A 20,362-nucleotide genomic window follows, 5' to 3' on the forward strand; every position below is an offset into this window, starting at 1 on the left:
AAACAGGGTGTGGCCTCGTTAATGAATCTAGTCACAACCTCTGCAGGATTAAGGGTATTTAGCAGAAATGGTTGGTAAAGTGCGAATTAATCGGCAGAATTTACCGCCAAGATCAAATTATTCCTAGTTGGCGTTGTGGAAAACTCTATCAATGAAATTGACCCAGGACCAGTCTATTCAAATTGCCATGTTTATCTATCCGGGCGCTTCCAGCTTGGATGTGACTGGGCCACTGGAGGTTTTTGCGCTGGCTAATCATCTTCTCCGCGAGGAGGGGCGTTATCCTTCTGACTTTTACAAAATCCAGTTGTTGGCTGAAGAATCCGGGCTGGTACAGATGGGCACCGGTGTAAAGCTGTATGCGGATTGTGGATATCGCGAGGCGCAAGATATCCACACCCTATTGATGAGCGGTGGGCCGCCTGGAAGTTATAAGGACCTCTACTCCGAACCAGACATCCTCGGCTGGCTGTGCGATCAAAAGCAGGTGGTTAAGCGGATGGGCTCTATATGTAATGGTGCTCTGATTTTGGCTAAAGCAGGGGTGTTGGCGGGTCATAAAGCAACTACCCATTGGGCAAATGTGGATGAGCTACGGCAGTTTGCCGATATTGAGGTAGACCCTGATGCTATTTATGTGTGCGATGATCATATTTATACCTCGGCCGGTATTACTGCGGGCATTGATCTCGCTCTGGCGTTAGTCGAGGAGGATCACGGGCGTAGTTTGGCACTGGCAATCGCCAAACTAATGGTGCTCTACCTCAAGCGGGATGGCGGACAGCGGCAATACAGCAGTCACTTGATGAATCAGCAACAGAGTGATCGCTTTGCCAGACTTGTGGAGTGGATTTACCAAAACTTGGATCAGTCTCTCACAGTAGAAAAATTGGCTCAGGAATCTGCGATGAGTCCACGCAATTTTTCCCGCTGTTTTCTCAAGGAGCTGGGAGTGACTCCGGCGCGCTTTGTTGAAAATATCCGTGTGGAAAAAGCCTGCCAATTGTTGTCTGAACAAACCTTGTCTCAGGAAAAAATAGCCTGCCTATGTGGCTTTCAATCCCAGGAGCAATTGAGACGCACGTTTCGCAGACATAAAGGCATACTTCCCAGTGAATTCCGCCGGCGTTTTCATTAAAAAAATTACTGGCCTTTTAATAATTTTTGAAGGATTTCTTTTTCAAAGAAAAAAGATGAAAAGTTACAGTCTATGAAAGGCATGTTTAGATTGCTTTAGCAGTGCAATGTCAGAATTCGTCGTAAGTGTGTCTCTTTTTCCAAAAGCTGCAGTGTAATAATCCTGGGTCCAAAATTTTTGGCTACGTGATACGGTTAACTCGCGTAGACATGGCTTAGGGGCTTAGGAATAAAGAGATAGATTAAATGAAAAATAAAAAATTTGTGCTGGGTATCTTTGCCCTGCTGTCCTGTATTGGCTATTTATTGTGGCCGGTTTATCAATTTTATGCCTGGTCTCTGGATTCGTTACCACTCAGCCCATTTGGTTGGCAGGCGCTGGCCACCGAGGCGTCATCGACACAAAAGATTTACCGACAAGAGCTAAAAGAGGCAGCAGATCAATCACTTAAAGCCATTGAAACGCATCGCCAGGAGATTGGTTCTCCAGCAATCTCTGCGGCAGTTTCGGCTTGTGGCAAGCTTGTCTGGGCTGGCGCATCTGGATGGGCAGACCTGGAAAACAAAATACCTGTTACCACTGAAACACGTTTTCGTATTGGTAGTACTTCCAAGGCTCTGACTGGAACAGCTCTCGCGCGTTTGGTACAGAAGGGGAGTATTGATCTTGATAAATCAATAACCAACTATTTGGAAGCATTACCCAATCAAGAGTGGACAGCGATCACCCCGCGCCAGTTGGCCTCACATATGTCGGGCTTACCACATTATAAGAAGAATTCTGATTGGCTGGGTTTGTATAAAACACTGGCCCTGGACCGTCATTACGACAGTATGTATCAGGCTCTGGAAATTTTTGACAGTAGTGAATTGTTGTTCCAACCAGGAACAAATTTTTATTACAGCACCTTGGGAACCGTTCTTCTAGGGGCGGTTGTGGCTGGTGCAGAGCAAAAAAGTTATTTGGACGTGATGGAAGACGAGGTCTTTATTCCTGCCGGAATGAAAAATACTGAGGTCTCTCCATTAAATGGCAATATGGAAAGAAATATTGCCCGTTTCTATAAGAGTAATGGGTTAAGCGGCGACGAACTTCGCCTACGTGAATGGCGACCGGTGGATTTAAGTCATCGTCTGCCGGGTGGTGGTTTTATTTCCACACCTACGGACCTGGCAAAGCTGGGTGCACACTATCTCGACGACAATTTTTTAGCTGCTGAAACCCGAGAAGCTTTTTGGACACCGCAAAAGCTTGCCAATGGAGAAGTGAACGAGCAGCACTATGCGTTGGGTTGGCGGTATCGTGAACAAGAAATTCCGTCCTTGGGAATAGTGCGCCATGCTAATCATGGTGGCGTCAGCCGCGGCAGTCAAAGTTGGTTGATGGTAATACCGGATCACAACTTGTCAGTGGCCCTAAATATCAATCGTAAAACAAAAACCTTTTGGGACTTTGGTCGTATCTCTATGGATATTGCTGAAGCTTTTATTCGACAGCAGGATAAATTCGGTTGTAAATAAAAAACCGGCCGAGACTAATGTCTCGGCCGGTTCCAAAAAACTCCCCCCGTCTGCCAATCGGTGGAGGGAATGGCTCTCTACTGGGTATTTACCATAATCTCGGTTTCGCTAAATACAGCCTCACCGTCACCGTGACTGAGAATCCCCAGGGCACGGGTACCGGGAGTGAGGCCCATCCACTCCAGGTCGATAGTGCCACTGCTGTTTATATGCGCCTGAGACGGAGCGGTGAGCTGTGTATTGCCGCTGTTCCCGCTCAGGTTGAAGTTAAACAGAGTGAATGGGGTGGGGCCCTCTGCAGAGGCGTAATCCACCACATACACAGCGTATTGGCCGGCAGCGGGATTGAGTAGATCAACAGACTCGGCGGAAGTTGGTGAGCCGCTGGTGCCCACTTCTGGAAAGTCGGGGCCGGGGCCATAGACTTGCAAATCCAGGTCGTCGCTGCCACTACCATCGCCCACATCCGCATCAAACAGGGCTACGCGGGCAAGCTCTGTACCCTCCGGAATATCGAAGAAAATCAGCTGGTTTTCTCCATCCTCAACGCTACCGGGGAAAGGTACGCCTTCCGCCAAGCCGTTGATATCCACCTGATAGTTGCCGTTATAACCAAACTGCACGGGCAGGTTTACGGTGCCATCGCTGCCATCCGCGCTGACCTTCTGAACCGTGGATAGCGGAACCGGGCGTACGGCGATGGGACTGCGTACTTCCTGGCGTAAACCAACGGATTTCCAGCTCAGCTCGCCAAATACCCACTCGTTCATGGCCGCTTCCTCGGTCACCGTAAAGGTGACCTCAAACTCGGCACTATCTCCCTCTCTAAGGCGCAGGGTTCTGGGGTTAACACTGACCTCGACCCCTTCGGGTGCCTCTACAGAAGCCCAATACCATCTCTGGCCACGGCCGACGCTGGTGACTCGGCGCTTGATGGTTTGCGTGCCCACCAATTCCCCGACGCCGATTGATGGCAGGTTGAGATCGCTGGAATCCAGGGAATAGCCAGCGGAAACCAGTCCCTCACAGGTGGAAGTTTCCAGAATCTGGGGCTGATTTTCCGCACCACAGAGGAAGGCCAGGTAGTCGTTGAGACCGGCGTCATAGACCAGTCCGGGATCGAAAGCAGCAGCGGGTACTATGGCGCCTGCGCCAATATCGAAGGGGTCAGCGGCTTCGGGTCCGAAGGACTTTTGCAGGTCGGTGCGTGCCGTACTCATCAGCGCAGATTTGGCCATTGCCGGGCTCCAGTCCGGATGAGCCTGTTTTAACAGAGCCATAATACCGGCGACATGGGGGCTCGCCATGGAGGTGCCATTTTTGGCAGCGAACAGGTTGCCGCCACTCAACACTGGCGAGGTACCGGCGAGAATACCTACGCCCGGTGCCGCCACATCCGGCTTGATAATATCCGGCGCGCCCACGTTGTGGCCGCGGGAAGAGAAGCTGGCGATGCGGTCTTCGCGGGAAATCTTCAGCTCAGGATCCAGGGTGCCCGTGACCCCTGAATTCTCAACCAGCATGGCACCATCGGTATGGCGAATCATCACACCGGGGATGGTGGTGTTGGGGGCCGACATTACGATCGGGTCCATACGGTCCACGGCGGTGCCGTCGTTGTATACGACAATGGCCACTGCGCCGGCGTCTGCGGCATTGTTGTATTTAGTACTAAAGGAGCAACCTCCACGCTTCACCAGGGCGATTTTGCCTTCTACCGCCTCAGCATTAGTCAGTGCGGAGCAGGCTTCCAGGGGGGCACCCACAACAACTGGTGCCGATAGCAGACCCGCATCTTCCATCGTTACCGGGCCGTTGCCTTCACGGGCATCGTAGGTGCCCACAACCGCTTCAGGGGCATCCACCTGCAGGGCCGTGCCGAAGCTCTGGTCGTCCTCGGCGGCCGCCACCGCGGTAATCCAGGGGACACCGGAAGGCGTGCCCATTGTCTGTGGGCCTGGGCCATTGTTGCCGGCGGAGGTGGCAACAAAAACGCCGGCATCGGCGGCAAACAGGAAGGCGATTTCATCGGCACCGGTGAAAACAGTACTGGAGCCGCCCACCGAGAAGTTGATGACATCCACACCGTCGGCCACGGCTTCATCAATGGCCGCCATGGAGTCCGCTGAGGAGCAGCCGCTATCGTCCGGGTCTGGGGCATCCCAGCACACCTTATAGGCCGCGATACGGGCGCGAGGCGCCATACCGGTCAGGGTTTTCCCGTCCGGGGTTACTACACCGTAGTTGCCTGCGGCAGTGGTGGCGGTGTGGGTGCCGTGTCCATCCGCATCCCGTGCGGAAAGAAACTCGTAATCCGCTAGAGTCTTGTTGGAGAGGAAGGCGTCAGAGAAAGACTTGGCCTTGATCAGCTTGTTGTTACAGGTAAAGGCGGCGTCACCGGGGTTAAAGTCTGTGTTGCCGAACTCGCAGCCCTCACCGATAAAGGATTCAGGCACCGGACCATAGGAAATATTGGCTCCACGATTACCCTGCCGCGGCGTTGGTATATCCATCAGGCTCGGGTGTTCCGGGTGGATACCCGAGTCGATGACACCCACCACCACATCCTCCCCGGTGATACCCCAGAGCCAGGGACTGGGTGTATTCGTCAGGCCGAGGAAATCTGCAGTGGAATCGGTGTGCATCTTCAGCAGGCGGTCTTCCCAGACGCCTTTCACATCTTTATGGCTGCGCAGTGCTTCGGCTTCCTTTTCACTCATAACCGCGGCAAAGCCATTAAAGGCCGCTTTATATTCGTGCACTTTGCGTGCGCCGGGCACGGCAGAGAGCACCTGCTGGCGACGTGTTTTGAGGAAATTGGAGTAGTGGCGATAGCTGCTGCTGCGGGGGTCAGCTTTACGGCGTACATTGGATTTAGTGCTGGAGAGGCCCGCGACTGTGCCGCTGTAGGCGGAAAGTGGTTTGCCATCGAGCTGTACGATATAGACCTTTTTATTCTTTTGGATTTCGGGGGTGAGAGTGTCTGCCACTGTGGCTGCGAAACTACTGCTTGAGCACAGCAGGCCCGCAATAAGCGAGGCAATTATTTTTCGTTTCATTGAGTTGTCCCATTTTTTTATTTTTACAGGTGGGTAGAAGTGGGAGAGAAAGTGCGCCGTTTATCCATTGTCACTGACACCCAACAAGCCATCCTTGGTTTGGCAGAACACGCTCTCACTGGAATAAAGCCGTCCGACCTGTCACTCGCTTTTAAAGTAATGTGTCGCAGGACTCAATGAACTGGCGCGATAGTCATTTTTTTGTACTATTTTTGCTAACTGGCGAGAAAGAAAAAAACGTAAGTCACAAATGCGGGGTGGTGCTGTAGCGGAGAGGGTTCCTGATGATGTTTTTCACAGGCCCTTGGAAAAAACCTGTTAAATCTAGAAGGCTGTAAAGGGAAGGATCAGTGGGCTCAGTGGCCCACTAGAAATTGGCTGAAACCAGCTAAGTCTTCAAACACAGCGGTTTCCGCCAGACGCGGATCGGGGCTCTCGACCAGCTGCTGCAGAGTCTCAGTGCCCGCACCGGTTTTAACCAGTACCGGCTTGCACCCTTTCACCAACGCCAGCTGTAGATCGGCCAGTTTATCGCCAAGCAGATAACAGCCGTGCAGGCTGGTGTCGAATTCTGCCTCGATGGCATCGAGCAGGCCCGCCTGGGGCTTGCGGCAGCGGCAGTTGTCCTCGGGCCCATGGGGGCAATAGAAAATCGCAGCAATTTCACCGCCCGCATCCTCTACCAGGGAACGCATCTTGGCGTGTATCGCCTCCAAGTCATCCAGGTCAAACTGGCCCAGGGCCAGGCCGCTCTGGTTGGTGGCTATCACCAGTTGGTGGCCGGCCTGACTGAGCGCAGCCAGTGCCTCGATGCTGCCGGGCAGGGGCTGCCACTCCTCTGCGGATTTCACGAACTGGTCGGGGTTTTGGTTGATGACCCCATCGCGGCCGAGAAGAATTATTGCCATGTGGATTCGCCTGTGTCGCTGAACCGGGGCGCAGAGCCCCGGTTCAAGTAGCCATTACTTGGCGGGAACCAACAGGGAGATGTCGGCCACTTCGAGGAACAGTGCGCGCAGCTGGGCCAGTAGGGCCAGGCGGTTGTTGCGCAGTTGCTCGTCGTCGCTCATCACCATCACATGGTCGAAGAAGTTATCCACGGTTTCGCGCAGTCCCGCCAGACCGGCGAGGCCTTCGGCGAAGAGCGCATCGCTATACAGCGGTTCCACTTCTGTGCGGGCAACCTGAACAGCGGCGAACAGTGCTTTCTCCGCTTCTTCCTGCAGAAGCGCTTCATCGACACTGCTGTGCACCGCGCCATCGAGCTTGGCGAGGATATTGGAAACGCGCTTATTCGCTGCTGCCAGGGCACCGGACTCCGGCAGCTGGCTAAAGGCGTTCACCGCGTGTACGCGATTATCGATATCCAGCGGGCGCGATAGCTTGCGCGCGGCAACCGACATAAATACTTCGGTGGCGATACCCTGGTCCTCGTAGCGAGCGCGGAAGCGGTCCAGTACGTATTGCAGAGTTTGCTCTACCACCTTGTCGTATTCGCCCAGGGCGGTGCGCGGGTAGTTGTCACGGGCCAGTTCCAGCAATTCGCGCAGGTCTAGGTCGAGACGCTTCTCTACCAGAATGCGGATGATGCCCAGGCTGGCACGGCGCAGGGCGAAGGGGTCGCGGGAGCCGCTGGGGGGCTGGCCGATACCGAAGATACCCACCAAAGTATCCAGGCGGTCTGCCAGGGCGATAGTGGTACCCGTATCGCTGGCAGGCAGTTCGTCACCGGCAAACTTGGGCATGTACTGCTCGTACATGGCCTTGGCCACGTCCAGCGGCTCACCGTCGTTTTCGGCGTAGTAGTAGCCGGCGATGCCCTGCATATCGGCAAACTCGAACACCATCTCGGTAACCAGGTCCGACTTGCACAGGCGGCCGGCGCGCTCGGCCCAGTCGCCGTTACTGCCAGTTTTCTCGGCAATGGTGCGCGCCAGGGCAGCTACCCGCTCGGTCTTGTCATAGACACTGCCCAGGTGCTGTTGGAAAACGATTTGGCGCAGCTTCTCGCGGCGCGATTCCAGGCTGGTCTTCTTGTCGGTCTCAAAGAAGAAGGCGGCATCCGCCAGGCGTGGACGGATTACGCGCTCGTTGCCGTGGATAACCTGGGCGGCATCCTGGCTCTCGATATTGGATACGGTGATAAAGAACGGCAATAGCTGGCCATCTTCATCGACGACGTGGAAATATTTCTGGTGCTCCTTCATGGAGGAGATCAGGGCCTCAGCGGGCACTTCCAGGAAGCGCTCTTCGAAGCGGCCTGTAAGGGCGACAGGCCACTCCACCAGTGCAGTCACTTCGTCGAGCAGGTCGTCGTCGATGACCGCTTCACCATTGACGTTATTGGCCTCGGCGATCACCTGGGCGCGAATGGCTTCGCGGCGCTCGGCAAAGTCTGCCATGACGTAGCCGGGTTCGCGCAGAACCTGTGCATAGTCGTGGGCGGAGTGGATTTCCAGTTCGCGATTGCAGTGGAAGCGGTGACCACGGCTGGTGTTACCGGCTTTTAGGCCGAGTACTTCACCATCCACCACCTTGTTGCCGAACAGCATGACCAACCAATGCACAGGGCGCACGAATTCTTCACGGCGCGCCCCCCAGCGCATGCGCTTGGGGATAGGTAGCTGAGCTAGGGCTTTCTCGACAATGTCTGCCAACAGGGATTCGGTTTCAGCGCCTTTTTGTTCGCTGATAAAAGCCAGGCGCTCGCCTTTGTCGGTTTCCTTGCGCCCCAATTCTTCAACGGTTACACCGTTGCTGCGGGCGAAACCTTCCGCGGCTTTACTGGGCTTGCCCTCTTTGTCGAAGGCGGCTTTAACGGCCGGGCCCAGTTTTTCAATTTGTTTGTCCTGCTGCTTGTCGGCCAAGCCGAACACCGCGACTGCTAGGCGGCGTGGGGCGGCGTAGGATTTCACTTCGCCAAAAGATAACTCAGCGCCCTTGAGGCCTTGGGTAATGCCATCGGAGAAGGCGTTCATTAATTTGTGCAACGCCTTGGGTGGCAGCTCTTCGGTACCCAGCTCTACCAGAAAATCCTGAGCCATTACTGCTTCTCCTCTTGCTCGATGTTTTCCGCCAGAATATCCGCTCGCAGTGCCTCATCGGCCAGGGGGAAACCTAAAGCGCGGCGCGCATCGTAGTAGGCCTGTGCCACGGCACGGGCCAGGGTGCGCACACGCAGGATATAGCGCTGGCGCTCGGTCACCGAGATGGCGTGGCGCGCGTCTAACAGGTTGAAGGCGTGGGAGGCTTTCATGACCTGCTCGTAAGCGGGTAGCGGTAGGCCCAGTTCGATCAGGCGCGTGCTCTCGCGCTCACAGTGATCGAAGGTGGCGAATAGGAATTCCACATCGGCGTGTTCAAAGTTGTAGTGGGACATTTCCACTTCGTTCTGGTGGAAAACGTCGCCGTAGGTAACGGGGCTGCCGTCCGGGTTGCGGGTCCACACCAGGTCGTAGATGGACTCAACCCCTTGCAGGTACATCGCGATACGCTCGAGACCATAGGTGATCTCGCCGGTAACCGGGTAGCACTCGAGGCCGCCCACCTGCTGGAAATAGGTAAATTGGGTGACTTCCATACCGTTCAGCCAAACTTCCCAGCCGAGGCCCCAGGCGCCCAGGGTTGGGGATTCCCAGTTGTCTTCTACGAAGCGGATATCGTGGATGGCCGGGTCTACGCCCATGGCGCGCAGGCTGTCGAGGTACAATTCCTGGATATTGTCCGGGGACGGCTTCATCACTACTTGGTATTGGTAGTAGTGCTGCAGGCGGTTGGGGTTTTCGCCGTAGCGGCCATCGGTGGGGCGGCGGCAGGGCTGCACATAGGCCGCGTTCCAGTTTTCCGGGCCTATGGCGCGCAGGAAGGTGGCTGGATGAAAGGTGCCGGCGCCCACTTCCATATCCAGAGGCTGTAGAATGACGCACCCTTGGCGCGCCCAATAATCTTGCAGGGCAAAAATAAGTCCCTGGAAGGTACTGAGATCGTATTGCTTGGACACCGCTATCTCCGGATCAGTATCTGCTGTGGGCAAAGGGACGCAATTATAGCGGCAGCGGCTCCTGTGCTTAAAGCGCTATAGCCGCGTCAAGAGGTTTCAATGGCCATACTTGGGCAACACGGCCACTTTAAAGTGGCTTTTGTATAGGAAGTAGTGAGTGGATATTAAGGGGCGCCTTGCTGTTGGGGCACTGAAAATGATCGGTAAATTGCCGCTGCACTGGTCGCGGCGAGTGGGTTGGTTTGCCGGCAAAATGGCAGTGTGGACGCGTTCCGAGGGCCTGCGTCTGAGCCGAATCAATCTCAAGCTTTGCTATCCGGCGATGGACCCCAAGCAGCGCGAAAAGCTAGCGAGAGAGAGTGTGATCAACACGGCCATGGCCGGTTTTGAGATGGCCTCACTGTGGAATACGCCCTGGGCCAAAAATGAAAATGCCATTGTCCGGGTGCGCAACCAGCAGTTGCTCAATGCCGGCGAGGCGGAAGGGCGCGGCACCATCGTGTTGATGCCACATACCGGCAACTGGGAAATATTTGGACTGTATGTCGGCACTTTGGCCCCCTGTGCTGTGCTTTACCAGCCACCCAAAATCGAAGCCCTGGACCCGGTGATTCGCAGCGGACGTGAAGTAACCGGCGGCAAGATGGTGCCCACCAATGTGCACGGCGTGCGGTCGCTGCTCAAATCTCTGAAGGCCGGTAATTTAGCCCTGATTCTGCCCGACCAGGAACCGGATATGGGCGGTGACTTCGCCCCGTTTTTTGGACGCCCGGCACTGACTATGACCCTGGTGCACAACCTGATACAGCGCACCAACTGCCATGTGGTTTTTGGATTTGGTAAGCGTGTAGAGGGCGGCTTCGAGCTGGTTTTTGTCCCCGCGGAAAAAGCGATTTACAGCGAAGAGCAAAAAGTATCCCTGGCGGCGATGAACCGCGGTGTGGAGGCCTGTATTGCCCAGGCGCCGGAGCAGTATCAATGGGAGTACAAGCGCTTCCGCCGCCAGCCGGAGGGCAAGAGCAAAATCTACCGCAAAAAAAAATAGGGGCCTGAAGGGCCCCTTTCTCTATCGGTAACAAGAATAGGCAACGAGGCGAGCTTTATGCCGCGTGGCGAAATGCCACGATTACCGGCATGCGCGCGGCGCGCCAGGCGGGGAAAAAGCCACTGACAAAGCCGATCACTAGCGCCAATATGGCGCCCTGCAGGAAAAGGTCCGGGGACATCTCAAAACTAAATACCACCTGGGTAAAACTACCGCCCAGTGTCGAAGTATTCAGGCCGTCGAAGAACAGGTAGGCAGCCAGGGAACCCAAAAGGCCACCGGCCACAGCCAGCACCATGGCCTCGGCGATAGTGCCGCAGAAGGCGGAGAAATTGCTAAAGCCGAGGGCGCGCAGGGTGGCAATTTCCTTGGCGCGGTCCGCCACTGAGGTGTACATGGTATTGAGCGCACCGGCCAGGGCACCGAGAGCCATCACCGCACTGATGACCCAGCCAAAGGTGGCGATATATTGCAGTTGTTTGCCCTGGCTGGCGAAATACTCCCGCTCGGTCTGGGCGTCGAGATTCAGGCGCGGTTCCCGCGCAATGGTTTCCTTAACTGATGCCAGGCCGCCATCATTATCCAGTTGCAGGCGAATCGACTGGTAACTGCTACCGCGATTGTAATGGCTCTGGATGGTTTTGATATCTGCCCACAGCTCACTCTCGAAAATATTGCCCCCTGTGGAAAAAACCCCGACCACTTTCCACAGGTTTTTGCCAAAGCGCACCTCGCTGCCAATATCAAAGCCACTGAACTCTCGCAGAACCCCCTCACCGACAATCATTTCATTGGTTCCTGGGACAAACATACGGCCTTCCGTTAAGCGCATATTGGTGCGCATGGCCATGCCGGTTTCGTTGAGGCCGCGCAGGGGGATATTGGCCTCGGTGCCGCTGGACCTTTTGATGCCATCCACAATGACATACAGTTCCGGCGAAACCAGTGGGCCATTGGCATCGCGGGCGACTCCCGCGGACTCGCTAACCAAGTTGACTTGGTCCTGCAGGATCACTGAGTTGAGTTCGGTGGAGGAACCCTCGCGCATCAGGATGGCTATCTGGCTGGAGCCGGCACCGCGCATGGTTTCCTCGAAGCCTTTGGCCATGGCGAGAAAAGCCAGCAGAATCGCCACCACCACCGCCGAGGCCAGTACCATCGCCAGGGACATCCACAGGCGCCGGCGCAGGCTGCCCAAGTTCATTAAGGTCACTGAAATTATTTGTGCAATTAGAGAGCCCATTGGCTTTCCTCCGGTTGGGCTTTATCAATCGGGCGCTTTCTGTAGTGAGAGGCTCGATACAATGTATTTAAGGCTGACGATTAAATGCCGAGACAATATTCAGTCGCAGCGCGTTAAAGGCCGGTAGCAGACCGGTGATAATTCCCAGCAACAACATAAAAAACAGTGCCTGCAGGGCGATATCTCCATCGAGAATCAAGTTGGGCAGGAAACGGGCGAGGAAGGTTTTGACCCCTTCAACTAAAAGCCAGGCCGCGGCGAGTCCAGAGAGACCGCCGATAAAGGCGATCAACAGGGATTCCGAAAGCACCATGCGAAAAATACGCGCGCTGGAAAATCCTAACGTTTTGAGCACCGCGATCTCTCCGGTACGCTCGCGAATCGCCAGGGCCATGGTGTTGCCGACCACAATCAGAATGGTGAAAAACGCGGTAAAAACCACCGAGAAAATAATCAGGCCGATATTGCCGATTTGCTCGATAAAGGCTTTATTGAAGGATTTTTCCGTGCTGGTATCGGTTTCACTTTGCGAATTGGCAAAACTGTCATCGATAGTTTTTGCCACTTTTTCATTGAGAGAGGGATCGTCTGTGGTGAGTGCCATCCAGCCGATCCAGTCATTGCCAAATGTCTGGGTTTCCATAAAGTATTTATAATGGAATAACATCTGGCGGGTATCGTACTGCTCGGTGTCCCCTTTAAAAATACCTGAAACCACAAACTCCCAGGTGTAACCACCGTCTTTGTGAGTAAAAATATTTGAGGAAATGGGAATTCTGTCCCCCACTTTCCATCCATAAATCTGCGCGAGTTTTTCGCCCACCAGCGCGCCTTGGCGATTGTTAAACCAAGCCTGTTTTTGTTCTTCCGGAATCACTATTTCTTCGTAAACGCGCAGATAGGATTCTGGGTCCACCGCCAGCGATACAATTTGCCGGCTCTGCTCCTGGAAATAACCCCCAAACCAGTTCAGGTGGGTGACGTCTTTTACCCCCTCCACCGCAGCGACTTTTTGGAAATAAGAGATGGGAAGCGATTGGGTGAAATTGATCCGGTTAAAAACCACCAAACGGTTATCAGCAGATAATTCCACACTGGAATTGAGCGCGGTTTTTAAACTGGTAACAGCGCCAAAAATTAAAAAGGCGATAAAAATAGCAAAACAAGTGAGGAATAACCGCAGAGGTTTCCTCGTCATGTTTTTATAAATTAAATAGAGATCGTTCATGCCACAATTTCCCTCTGCACAAATTGTCCCTTATCGAGATGCAGGGTGCGCTTGGCGTATTTGGCCGCGGCCGGATCATGGGTGACCATGACGATGGTCTTGCCGTGATCGCGGTTGAGTAGTTGCAGCATCTCCAGGATTTCATCGGCCGTGGCGCGATCCAGGTCACCGGTAGGCTCATCACACAGAATGAGTTTTGGATCGGAAACAATCGCGCGGGCGATGGCCACCCGCTGCTGCTGGCCACCGGACATTTCACTGGACATATGTTTGGCGCGATCGCTCAGGCCCACCAGGGCGAGGGCGGTTTCCACATTTTTTCGGCGTTGCGTCTTGGAGAGTTTGGTTAGCAGAAGCGGGAGCTCTACATTGCGCTGTGCGTTGAGCATCGGCATCAAATTGTAGAACTGAAAAATAAATCCGATATTCTGTGCGCGCCAGCGGGTCAGGGCACTCTCACTGAGGGAATCTATACGGGTGCCATCAAACCAAATTTCCCCGCTGGTGGGCTGATCGACTCCACCGAGCATATTCAACAGGGTGGTTTTACCGGAGCCGGATGGTCCCATAATGGCGACAAAATCTCCGCGCTCAATACTCATATTGAGGTCGTCAAAAATAGAGATTTTCTCTTTACCTTTGACAAAACTCTTACCGACACTATTTAACTGAAACAACACATCTTCAGACATCTGCAATTTCCTTTTTTAAATGAATAATTAGAGCCGTAGTCTGTGCCGTTAAAGCGCCACTTCCTCCGCGGCAAGAAAGCCAACCTTCACCCCCATATCCGGCAGGATACGGGAGTCCTTTTGATCGATGCCGATACGCACGCGCACTGTCGCCTTGGCGCGATCGGCGGTAGGAATAATCGCCACTACCGTGGCGGGAATATCCCACTCGGGATAGGCGTCTAAGTTCGCATTGACCTTTTGCCCGGTGGAGATGCGGCCGATAAAGGCCTCGTTAACATCCACCTCAATCTCCAGGGAATCCATGTCTACGATGGTACAGATACCGGTGCGGGTGAAACCGCCACCGGCGGAGCTGGGGGCGACAATTTCTCCGGGCTGGGCATTTTTTTGCGTGACGATCCCGGCAAAGGGGGCGCGTATGGTGTGATCTTCCAGGCGTTCACGCTGCCGCTCGGCTTCCAGCTTGGCCACCTCGATATTTGCCCGGGCGCTGTTTAAGTCCGCCCTCAAACCTTCTACTGTGGCCTCACTCTGGGTCAATTGCGCCTTGCTGGAATAATTTTTTTCGCGCAATCCGGCGAAACGCCGATATTGGCGCTCGGCCTCTTTTAATTTGGCGAGAATACTGGCTTCCTGGGCCTGCAGTACCTGAATCTGCGCGCGGGCAAATGCCAGGCTGACGCGCGCTTTGACGTCGTCGAGACGAGCTAGCACCTGGCCTTCCTGTACCTGCATACCCTCCTCGACATCCACACTGCTGATCAGCCCCATCACTTCCGCAGACACCGTGGCCATGCGTCGTGCGGTGATATATCCGGAAGCATTCAATACCGTTTCCAGGCGCGCGCTGCTGGTAGGTACAGATGCGGTAGTGTGTGTGCTGGCAGAGGCTGGGATTGGGCTGGGGCCTGCGGGTGGATCTTCGGCCAAGAGGGAGGCGCCAAAAAAACCAACCAGCAGGCCGGCGACTGCGCCGCTGGAAGCCGCCAACAGGGTTTTTCGGGACGATGAAGATAAATCATCGGGCGCTGTATCCCGGTCAATTTTCAGTTGACCAAGCAGCTCACTGGTGTTTCTGCTCATACAACCCTGTTCTTATTCATTACTTCCTGTAAAGAACAACTGTGGCAGAAACTAAAAAATATTGCTATTCGATCTCGCCCGCCTTCTGGCGCTTAATTAATGGCGCCAGAAGGCGGGGGTTAACAGCACCAGCAGGGTGAAAATTTCCAGGCGTCCCATCAGCATGGCGAGGATCAGAAACCACTTGGCGACCTCGTTGACTGAACCATAGTGGGATGACGCCTCACCCAGGGCGGGGCCGATATTACTCAGGCAGGAGGCCACTGTTGTGACAGAAGTGACGAAGTCTTCGCCAGTGGCAATCACGATAATGGCGAGAATGAAAAACGACAGAACATAGACCGCAAAAAAGCCCCACACGGCATCGGTGACCCGGTCCGGTACAATCTTGCGATTGAGTTTGATGGGAATCACCGCATTGGCGTGCACCAGGCGATTTAATTCGCGCATACCGGATTTCATAATCAGCATACCGCGCACCGCCTTGATGCCCCCCGAGGTGGAGCCGGCGCAGGCGCCGAGAATTCCCAGTAGCAATAGGGCATAGGGTAAAAATACCGGCCAGGCGGAAAAATTCTCCGAGGCAAAGCCGGCGGTGGTGCTGATGGAAACTACCTGGAAGAAGCCGTGCAACAGGCTGTTGCCCGGAGAGAAAATATTCAGAATCCACAGATAACAGCTGATCAGTAGACCGGCGCCCAATATCAGCATGACATAGAAGCGAAATTCGGAGTCGCGCCAGTAGTGTTTGAGGGTTTTGTTGCGGAAAGCATAAAAGTGCAAACCGAAGTTAATCGCCGCGGTGAACATGAAAATGATGCAGATCACCATAATGGCCCGGTTGTGGGCGTAGAAGCCCATACTGGCATCATGGGTGGAAAAGCCGCCGTTGGCGACGGTGGAGAAGGCGTGGCCCACGGCATCGAATACAGTCATGCCCGCCCACCAGTAACCGATGCCGCACAAAATCGTTAGGATCACATAAATCACGATCAACGCCCGCGCCGTCTCCGCGATACGCGGCGTCAGCTTGGTGTCTTTCACCGGGCCGGGTATTTCCGCCTTGTACAACTGCATACCGCCGATGCCGAGCATGGGCAGGATCGCCAGCGCGATCACAATTACGCCGATACCGCCAAACCACTGCAATTGCTGGCGGTAATAGAGAATCGCCGGGGGCAGGGAGTCGAGGCCGGTGATCACGGTGGCACCGGTGGTCGTTAGCCCGGAAATAGACTCAAAAATGGAATCGGTAATACTCAGATCGGGCTGCGGGCTGATAATAAACGGCAGTGAGCCGAAGCTGCCGAGGATCAACCAGAAGAGTGAGGTCACCACAAATCCGTCGCGAGTGCGCAAATCCTGGCGCAGGTCGTGTACCGGCAACCACATAAACAGGCCAGTCACCAGGGTAATGACAAAGGCGATAATAAAGGCGTTGTGGGTATGGTCTTCATACCACAGGGACACGACGATGGGTGGCAGCAGGGTTAAGCTGAACACCGTAAGGAGAATTCCGAAAACTCGCGCAATTACCGCAATTCGCATTGGCGCCTGTCAGCCTGTTATCTGTTGTTACTTTATATGGACGGCGGAGTTTGTGATCGCCGGACTTCTCAATAAAAAAAGCGGGCTAGAAAAAGCCGAAACCAACCTGGAACAACTGTTCCACATGGCGCGTCTGGCGGCGATCCACCAGGAATACAATCACGTGATCGTCACTCTGTACAATCACATCGTCGTGCGCCATCAACACTTCGCTGCCGTTGACGGTTTCGCGCACTATGGCGCCGATGGAGGCACCCTCGGGTAAATCGATATCCTCGATTTTCTTTCCCACCACCTTGGAGGTGCGTTCATCGCCATGGGCGACCACCTCGATTGCCTCGGCAGCGCCGCGGCGCAGGGAATGCACATTGACCATATCACCACGGCGCACGTGGGTAAGCAGGCTGCCGATGGTATTTTGCTGGGGTGAAATGGCAATATCGATTTCCCCGCCCTGCACCAGGTCCACGTAAGCGCGGTTGTTGATCAGGGTCATCACCTTGCGCGCGCCCAGGCGCTTGGCCAGCAGCGATGACATGATGTTAGCTTCGTCATCGTTGGTGAGGGCGAGGAAAACATCGGTGTCTTCGATATTTTCCTCCAGCAACAGCTCCTGATCTGAGGCGCTGCCGTGCAGGATAATGGTGTGGGACAGCTCCTCGGATAAAAATACACAGCGCTCGTGGCTGCGCTCAATAATCTTGACCGAGTAGCGGTTCTCTAATTTGGTCGCGAGACGCAGGCCGATATTGCCGCCTCCAGCAATGACTACACGTTTATAACCGTGCTCCAGGCGGCGCAGCTCGCTCATTACCGCGCGGATATCTGCGCGTGCGGCGATAAAAAATACTTCATCGCCGGCCTCAATCACCGTATCCCCCTGGGGAATAATCGGCCGATTGCGTCGGTAAATGGCCGCCACGCGGGTATCTACCTTGGGCATGTGTTCGCGCAGATAACGCAGCTGGTGTCCCACCAAAGGGCCGCCCTGAACGGCTAGAACAGTTACCAACTGCACGCGGCCACTGGCGAAATCCAATACCTGTAGTGCACCGGGATGCTCCATCAGGCGTGCAATATATTCGGAGACCAACTGCTCGGGGCTGATCAGCACATCGATGGGAATGGCTTGGTTGTCGAATAACTGGGGATACTGCAGATAGGAGGAGGCGCGCACACGCGCGATCTTGGTGGGCACACGGAACAATGAGTGGGCAATCTGGCAGGCCGCCATATTGGTTTCATCATTATTGGTCACCGCCACCAGAATATCGGCATCCTCGATGCCGGCATCCATCAGCACATCGGGGTGGGAGGCGTGGCCGTTGACCACGCCGATATCGATGCGGTCGCGCAACTCGCGCAGGGTTTTTTCGTCGCTGTCCACCAGCACAATATCATTGCGCTCCGAGGCCAGGGCCTCCGCCAGTGAGCCGCCCACCTGGCCGGCGCCGAGAATGACAATTTTCATATCGGAAGAGACCCGCGGCTAGCGCTGCTGTTATTCGGCTTTGCTGAGCAGAGCGTAGTAGAAACCGTCGCCGCCACCGTTTTGGGGTAACAGTTGCATTCCCGCAACCTGCTTTTCACCCCAGGACTTACCGTGCAGCAGTTCCGGAGTATTGTCGCTCGCATCCTCGGTCTCCGCAATGAAGGCGGCGACAACTTCGCTATTTTCGGCCGGCAGCACCGAGCAGGTGGCGTAAAGCAGACTGCCGCCGGGTTTGAGCAGTGCCCAGGTGGCGCGCAAAATTTCTGCCTGCAGCTTGGCCAGCTCGGCGATATCCTCCGCGCGGCGCAACAGTTTGATATCTGGGTTGCGACGGATGACTCCAGTGGCGGAGCAGGGCGCGTCGAGCAGGATACGGTCGTATTGTTGTCCGTCCCACCAGGAATCTGCCGCGGCCGCATCGGCGCAGATTAATTGTGCGGACAGGCCGCAGCGCTCGAGGTTTTCCTGTACCCGGTCGAGGCGCTCCTCCTCGATATCGAGGGCGCTCAATTCAATCGCGGGCTGCTGCTCCAGCAGATGGCAACTCTTACCGCCAGGCGCGGCGCAGGCATCCAGCACCCGCTCGCCTTCACCGGGTGCCAGCAGCTGTGCCGCCAGCTGGGCGGATTCATCCTGCACGCTCACCAGGCCCTCGGCAAAACCGGGCAGAATCCCCACTGGCACCGCTTCGAGCAGGGTGATGCCCACGGGTGAGAGGGCACAGGCCTCGGCGGACAGCCCCGTTTCGTCGAGCTGCTGCAGGTAATCCTCGCGGGAGATACGCGCGCTATTGACCCTCAGGGTCATGGGCGGATTGGTATTGTTGGCGCGGAAAATTTCAGACGCCTGGGTTGGCCAGGCAGCTTTGATCGCCTGTTGTAGCCAGGCCGGGTGTACCGAGCTGAACTGTGGGTTGCCAGACAATTTTCTCTGCAGACGCTCGCGTTCGCGCAGGGCGTTGCGCAGCACGCCATTGATCAGGCCGGTGGCGCGATCCAGTTTGAGACTGCGGGCGGCATTGACTGTGGCAGAGATGGCTGCGTGATCGGGGATGCGGGTATATTCCAGCTGATAGAGCCCTAGCAGGATCAGTGCGCTCACCAGGCTATCACTGGGGGTCTTGCGCAGCAGCTTCGCAGCGATCAGTTGCAGGCGCGGGGCGGTGCGGGCACAGCCGTAACAGAGTTCACGCAGCAGGGCGCGGTCGCGCTCCTCAACCTTGTCCTCGGCTTTAGGTAACAGGCGTGCCAGTGAACCTTGCGATTCCAGCAGCGCGGCCACTACCCGGGCTGCTTCGGCGCGTACATCTCTACTCATAATGATCCCAATTGTGTGCCAGGGGCAAAGAGCGCCCGGTGGCCTTTCAAAATTTCCGCGGCCGGCAGCGCTTTTTTACCGGGCAACTGTATTACTTGCAGGCGCAGGGCTTCGCGACCACAGGCCACCAGGATGCCTTCATCGTCGCAGGCCAAAATGGTGCCGGGTGTATCGCTGTGGCAGCCTCGCTCCAGGCTGGCGCTGTAAATGCGCAGGCGCTGCTCGCCTTTGCTGTCGTTAAAGGCGGTCCAGCATACCGGGAAGGGATTGAAGGCGCGGATCTGGCGCTGAAGTTCCTGCGCCGGGCGCTGCCAGTCGATGCGCGCTTCCTCTTTAGTGATTTTATTGGCGTAGTTGGCCTTTGTATCATCCTGGGCTTCTGGCTTGGCAGTGCCTGAGGCCAGCTGCGACAGTGCTTCGGTCAGGGCCGGCCCACCGAGTTCGGCGAGCTTGTCGTGCAGGCTGCCGCCGGTATCTTTCGCAGTGATATCGCAGCGGCGCTCCACCAGCACCGGGCCCGTATCCAGTCCGGCTTCCATTTGCATAATCGCCACACCGCTCTGGCTGTCACCCGCTTCGACGGCGCGCTGAATGGGAGCGGCACCGCGCCAGCGCGGCAGCAGGGAGGCGTGTACGTTGACGCAACCCAGTCGCGGGGTGTCCAGTACCGCCTGCGGCAGGATCAGGCCGTAGGCCACCACCACCATAATATCGGCGCCAAGTGCCGCCAGCTCTTCCTGAGCAGCCTGGTCGCGCAGGCTCAGTGGCTGGTATACGGGGATATCGTGGGAGAGCGCCAGTTGCTTGACCGGGCTGGCCAGCAGTTTCTTGCCCCGCCCCGCCGGCCTGTCCGGTTGGGTGTAAACGGCGATGACATGGTGGTCGCTGTCGAGCAGCGCCTGCAGGTGCACGGCGGCAAAGTCCGGCGTGCCGGCAAAGATGATGTTCACTGGCGGATTCTCAGATCGAGGGGTGGAGATGGCGCCGGTCCAGC

Annotated in this window: 15 protein-coding genes; 3 read left to right on the plus strand and 12 right to left on the minus strand. The window is 55.7% G+C overall.

The window, feature by feature from the left end:
- The first annotated feature begins 151 nt into the window (after window positions 1–151).
- Window positions 152–1,138: a GlxA family transcriptional regulator gene (locus ACJJID_RS17530; protein ID WP_444920573.1), complete on the plus strand. Its 987-nt coding sequence runs from the start codon at window positions 152–154 to the stop codon at window positions 1,136–1,138.
- Window positions 1,139–1,383: 245 nt separating this feature from the next.
- On the plus strand, window positions 1,384–2,658 hold the full coding sequence (locus ACJJID_RS17535; protein WP_444920574.1) for a serine hydrolase domain-containing protein: 1,275 nt from the start codon (window positions 1,384–1,386) through the stop codon (window positions 2,656–2,658).
- 77 nt (window positions 2,659–2,735) lie between these two features.
- On the opposite strand, the gene ACJJID_RS17540 is transcribed toward ACJJID_RS17535, so the two are convergent.
- The 4 genes from ACJJID_RS17540 to glyQ form a co-directional block, all read right to left on the minus strand.
- Window positions 2,736–5,717 carry a S8 family serine peptidase gene (locus ACJJID_RS17540; RefSeq protein ID WP_444920575.1) on the minus strand — a complete coding sequence of 994 codons (2,982 nt, stop codon included), beginning with the start codon at window positions 5,715–5,717 and terminating at the stop codon, window positions 2,736–2,738.
- A 356-nt stretch (window positions 5,718–6,073) separates the two neighbouring features.
- A complete protein-coding gene (gmhB, locus tag ACJJID_RS17545) occupies window positions 6,074–6,625 on the minus strand; it encodes a D-glycero-beta-D-manno-heptose 1,7-bisphosphate 7-phosphatase (protein ID WP_444920576.1) in 552 nt (183 codons plus the stop codon).
- A gap of 54 nt (window positions 6,626–6,679) precedes the next feature.
- On the minus strand, window positions 6,680–8,761 hold the full coding sequence (gene glyS / locus ACJJID_RS17550; protein ID WP_444920577.1) for a glycine--tRNA ligase subunit beta: 2,082 nt from the start codon (window positions 8,759–8,761) through the stop codon (window positions 6,680–6,682).
- Window positions 8,761–9,717 (minus strand): glycine--tRNA ligase subunit alpha, encoded by a 957-nt coding sequence (glyQ, locus tag ACJJID_RS17555; RefSeq protein ID WP_152450306.1) that lies wholly within the window; start codon window positions 9,715–9,717, stop codon window positions 8,761–8,763. The genes glyS and glyQ overlap by 1 nt, the downstream gene beginning before the upstream one ends.
- 157 nt (window positions 9,718–9,874) lie before the next feature.
- Between glyQ and ACJJID_RS17560 the strand changes: the two genes are divergently transcribed.
- Window positions 9,875–10,762 carry a lysophospholipid acyltransferase family protein gene (locus tag ACJJID_RS17560; protein ID WP_444920578.1) on the plus strand — a complete coding sequence of 296 codons (888 nt, stop codon included), beginning with the start codon at window positions 9,875–9,877 and terminating at the stop codon, window positions 10,760–10,762.
- Between the two features lie 55 nt (window positions 10,763–10,817).
- Here the strand turns inward: ACJJID_RS17560 and ACJJID_RS17565 are convergent, their stop codons facing one another.
- From ACJJID_RS17565 to fmt, 8 genes are all read right to left on the minus strand, one after another.
- Window positions 10,818–12,005, minus strand: a complete 1,188-nt coding sequence (locus tag ACJJID_RS17565) for an ABC transporter permease (RefSeq protein ID WP_444920579.1) — start codon at window positions 12,003–12,005, stop codon at window positions 10,818–10,820.
- Between the two features lie 67 nt (window positions 12,006–12,072).
- Window positions 12,073–13,233 (minus strand): ABC transporter permease, encoded by a 1,161-nt coding sequence (locus ACJJID_RS17570; RefSeq protein WP_444920580.1) that lies wholly within the window; start codon window positions 13,231–13,233, stop codon window positions 12,073–12,075.
- Window positions 13,230–13,925 carry an ABC transporter ATP-binding protein gene (locus ACJJID_RS17575; RefSeq protein ID WP_152450314.1) on the minus strand — a complete coding sequence of 232 codons (696 nt, stop codon included), beginning with the start codon at window positions 13,923–13,925 and terminating at the stop codon, window positions 13,230–13,232. Before ACJJID_RS17575 ends, ACJJID_RS17570 begins: the two co-directional genes overlap by 4 nt.
- A gap of 48 nt (window positions 13,926–13,973) precedes the next feature.
- Window positions 13,974–15,011: an efflux RND transporter periplasmic adaptor subunit gene (locus tag ACJJID_RS17580; RefSeq protein ID WP_444920581.1), complete on the minus strand. Its 1,038-nt coding sequence runs from the start codon at window positions 15,009–15,011 to the stop codon at window positions 13,974–13,976.
- Between the two features lie 96 nt (window positions 15,012–15,107).
- A complete protein-coding gene (locus ACJJID_RS17585) occupies window positions 15,108–16,559 on the minus strand; it encodes a TrkH family potassium uptake protein (protein WP_152450318.1) in 1,452 nt (483 codons plus the stop codon).
- A gap of 85 nt (window positions 16,560–16,644) precedes the next feature.
- Window positions 16,645–18,030 (minus strand): Trk system potassium transporter TrkA, encoded by a 1,386-nt coding sequence (trkA, locus tag ACJJID_RS17590; protein ID WP_152450320.1) that lies wholly within the window; start codon window positions 18,028–18,030, stop codon window positions 16,645–16,647.
- Between the two features lie 30 nt (window positions 18,031–18,060).
- Window positions 18,061–19,368 carry a 16S rRNA (cytosine(967)-C(5))-methyltransferase RsmB gene (gene rsmB, locus ACJJID_RS17595; protein WP_444920582.1) on the minus strand — a complete coding sequence of 436 codons (1,308 nt, stop codon included), beginning with the start codon at window positions 19,366–19,368 and terminating at the stop codon, window positions 18,061–18,063.
- A complete protein-coding gene (fmt, locus tag ACJJID_RS17600; protein WP_444920583.1) occupies window positions 19,365–20,318 on the minus strand; it encodes a methionyl-tRNA formyltransferase in 954 nt (317 codons plus the stop codon). The genes rsmB and fmt overlap by 4 nt, the downstream gene beginning before the upstream one ends.
- Between the last annotated feature and the right edge of the window lie 44 nt (window positions 20,319–20,362).

The sequence above is a fragment of the Microbulbifer sp. CnH-101-G genome (assembly GCF_052466775.1).

Coding starts and splice junctions, on each gene's coding strand:
- gmhB (WP_444920576.1), bottom strand. CDS start 6,625: ATGGCAATAATTCTTCTCGGCCGCGATGGGGTCATCAACCAAAACCCC.
- ACJJID_RS17565 (WP_444920579.1), bottom strand. CDS start 12,005: ATGGGCTCTCTAATTGCACAAATAATTTCAGTGACCTTAATGAACTTG.
- ACJJID_RS17585 (WP_152450318.1), bottom strand. CDS start 16,559: ATGCGAATTGCGGTAATTGCGCGAGTTTTCGGAATTCTCCTTACGGTG.
- ACJJID_RS17530 (WP_444920573.1), top strand. CDS start 152: ATGAAATTGACCCAGGACCAGTCTATTCAAATTGCCATGTTTATCTAT.
- ACJJID_RS17570 (WP_444920580.1), bottom strand. CDS start 13,233: ATGAACGATCTCTATTTAATTTATAAAAACATGACGAGGAAACCTCTG.
- ACJJID_RS17540 (WP_444920575.1), bottom strand. CDS start 5,717: ATGAAACGAAAAATAATTGCCTCGCTTATTGCGGGCCTGCTGTGCTCA.
- trkA (WP_152450320.1), bottom strand. CDS start 18,030: ATGAAAATTGTCATTCTCGGCGCCGGCCAGGTGGGCGGCTCACTGGCG.
- ACJJID_RS17580 (WP_444920581.1), bottom strand. CDS start 15,011: ATGAGCAGAAACACCAGTGAGCTGCTTGGTCAACTGAAAATTGACCGG.
- ACJJID_RS17575 (WP_152450314.1), bottom strand. CDS start 13,925: ATGTCTGAAGATGTGTTGTTTCAGTTAAATAGTGTCGGTAAGAGTTTT.
- ACJJID_RS17535 (WP_444920574.1), top strand. CDS start 1,384: ATGAAAAATAAAAAATTTGTGCTGGGTATCTTTGCCCTGCTGTCCTGT.
- glyS (WP_444920577.1), bottom strand. CDS start 8,761: ATGGCTCAGGATTTTCTGGTAGAGCTGGGTACCGAAGAGCTGCCACCC.
- rsmB (WP_444920582.1), bottom strand. CDS start 19,368: ATGAGTAGAGATGTACGCGCCGAAGCAGCCCGGGTAGTGGCCGCGCTG.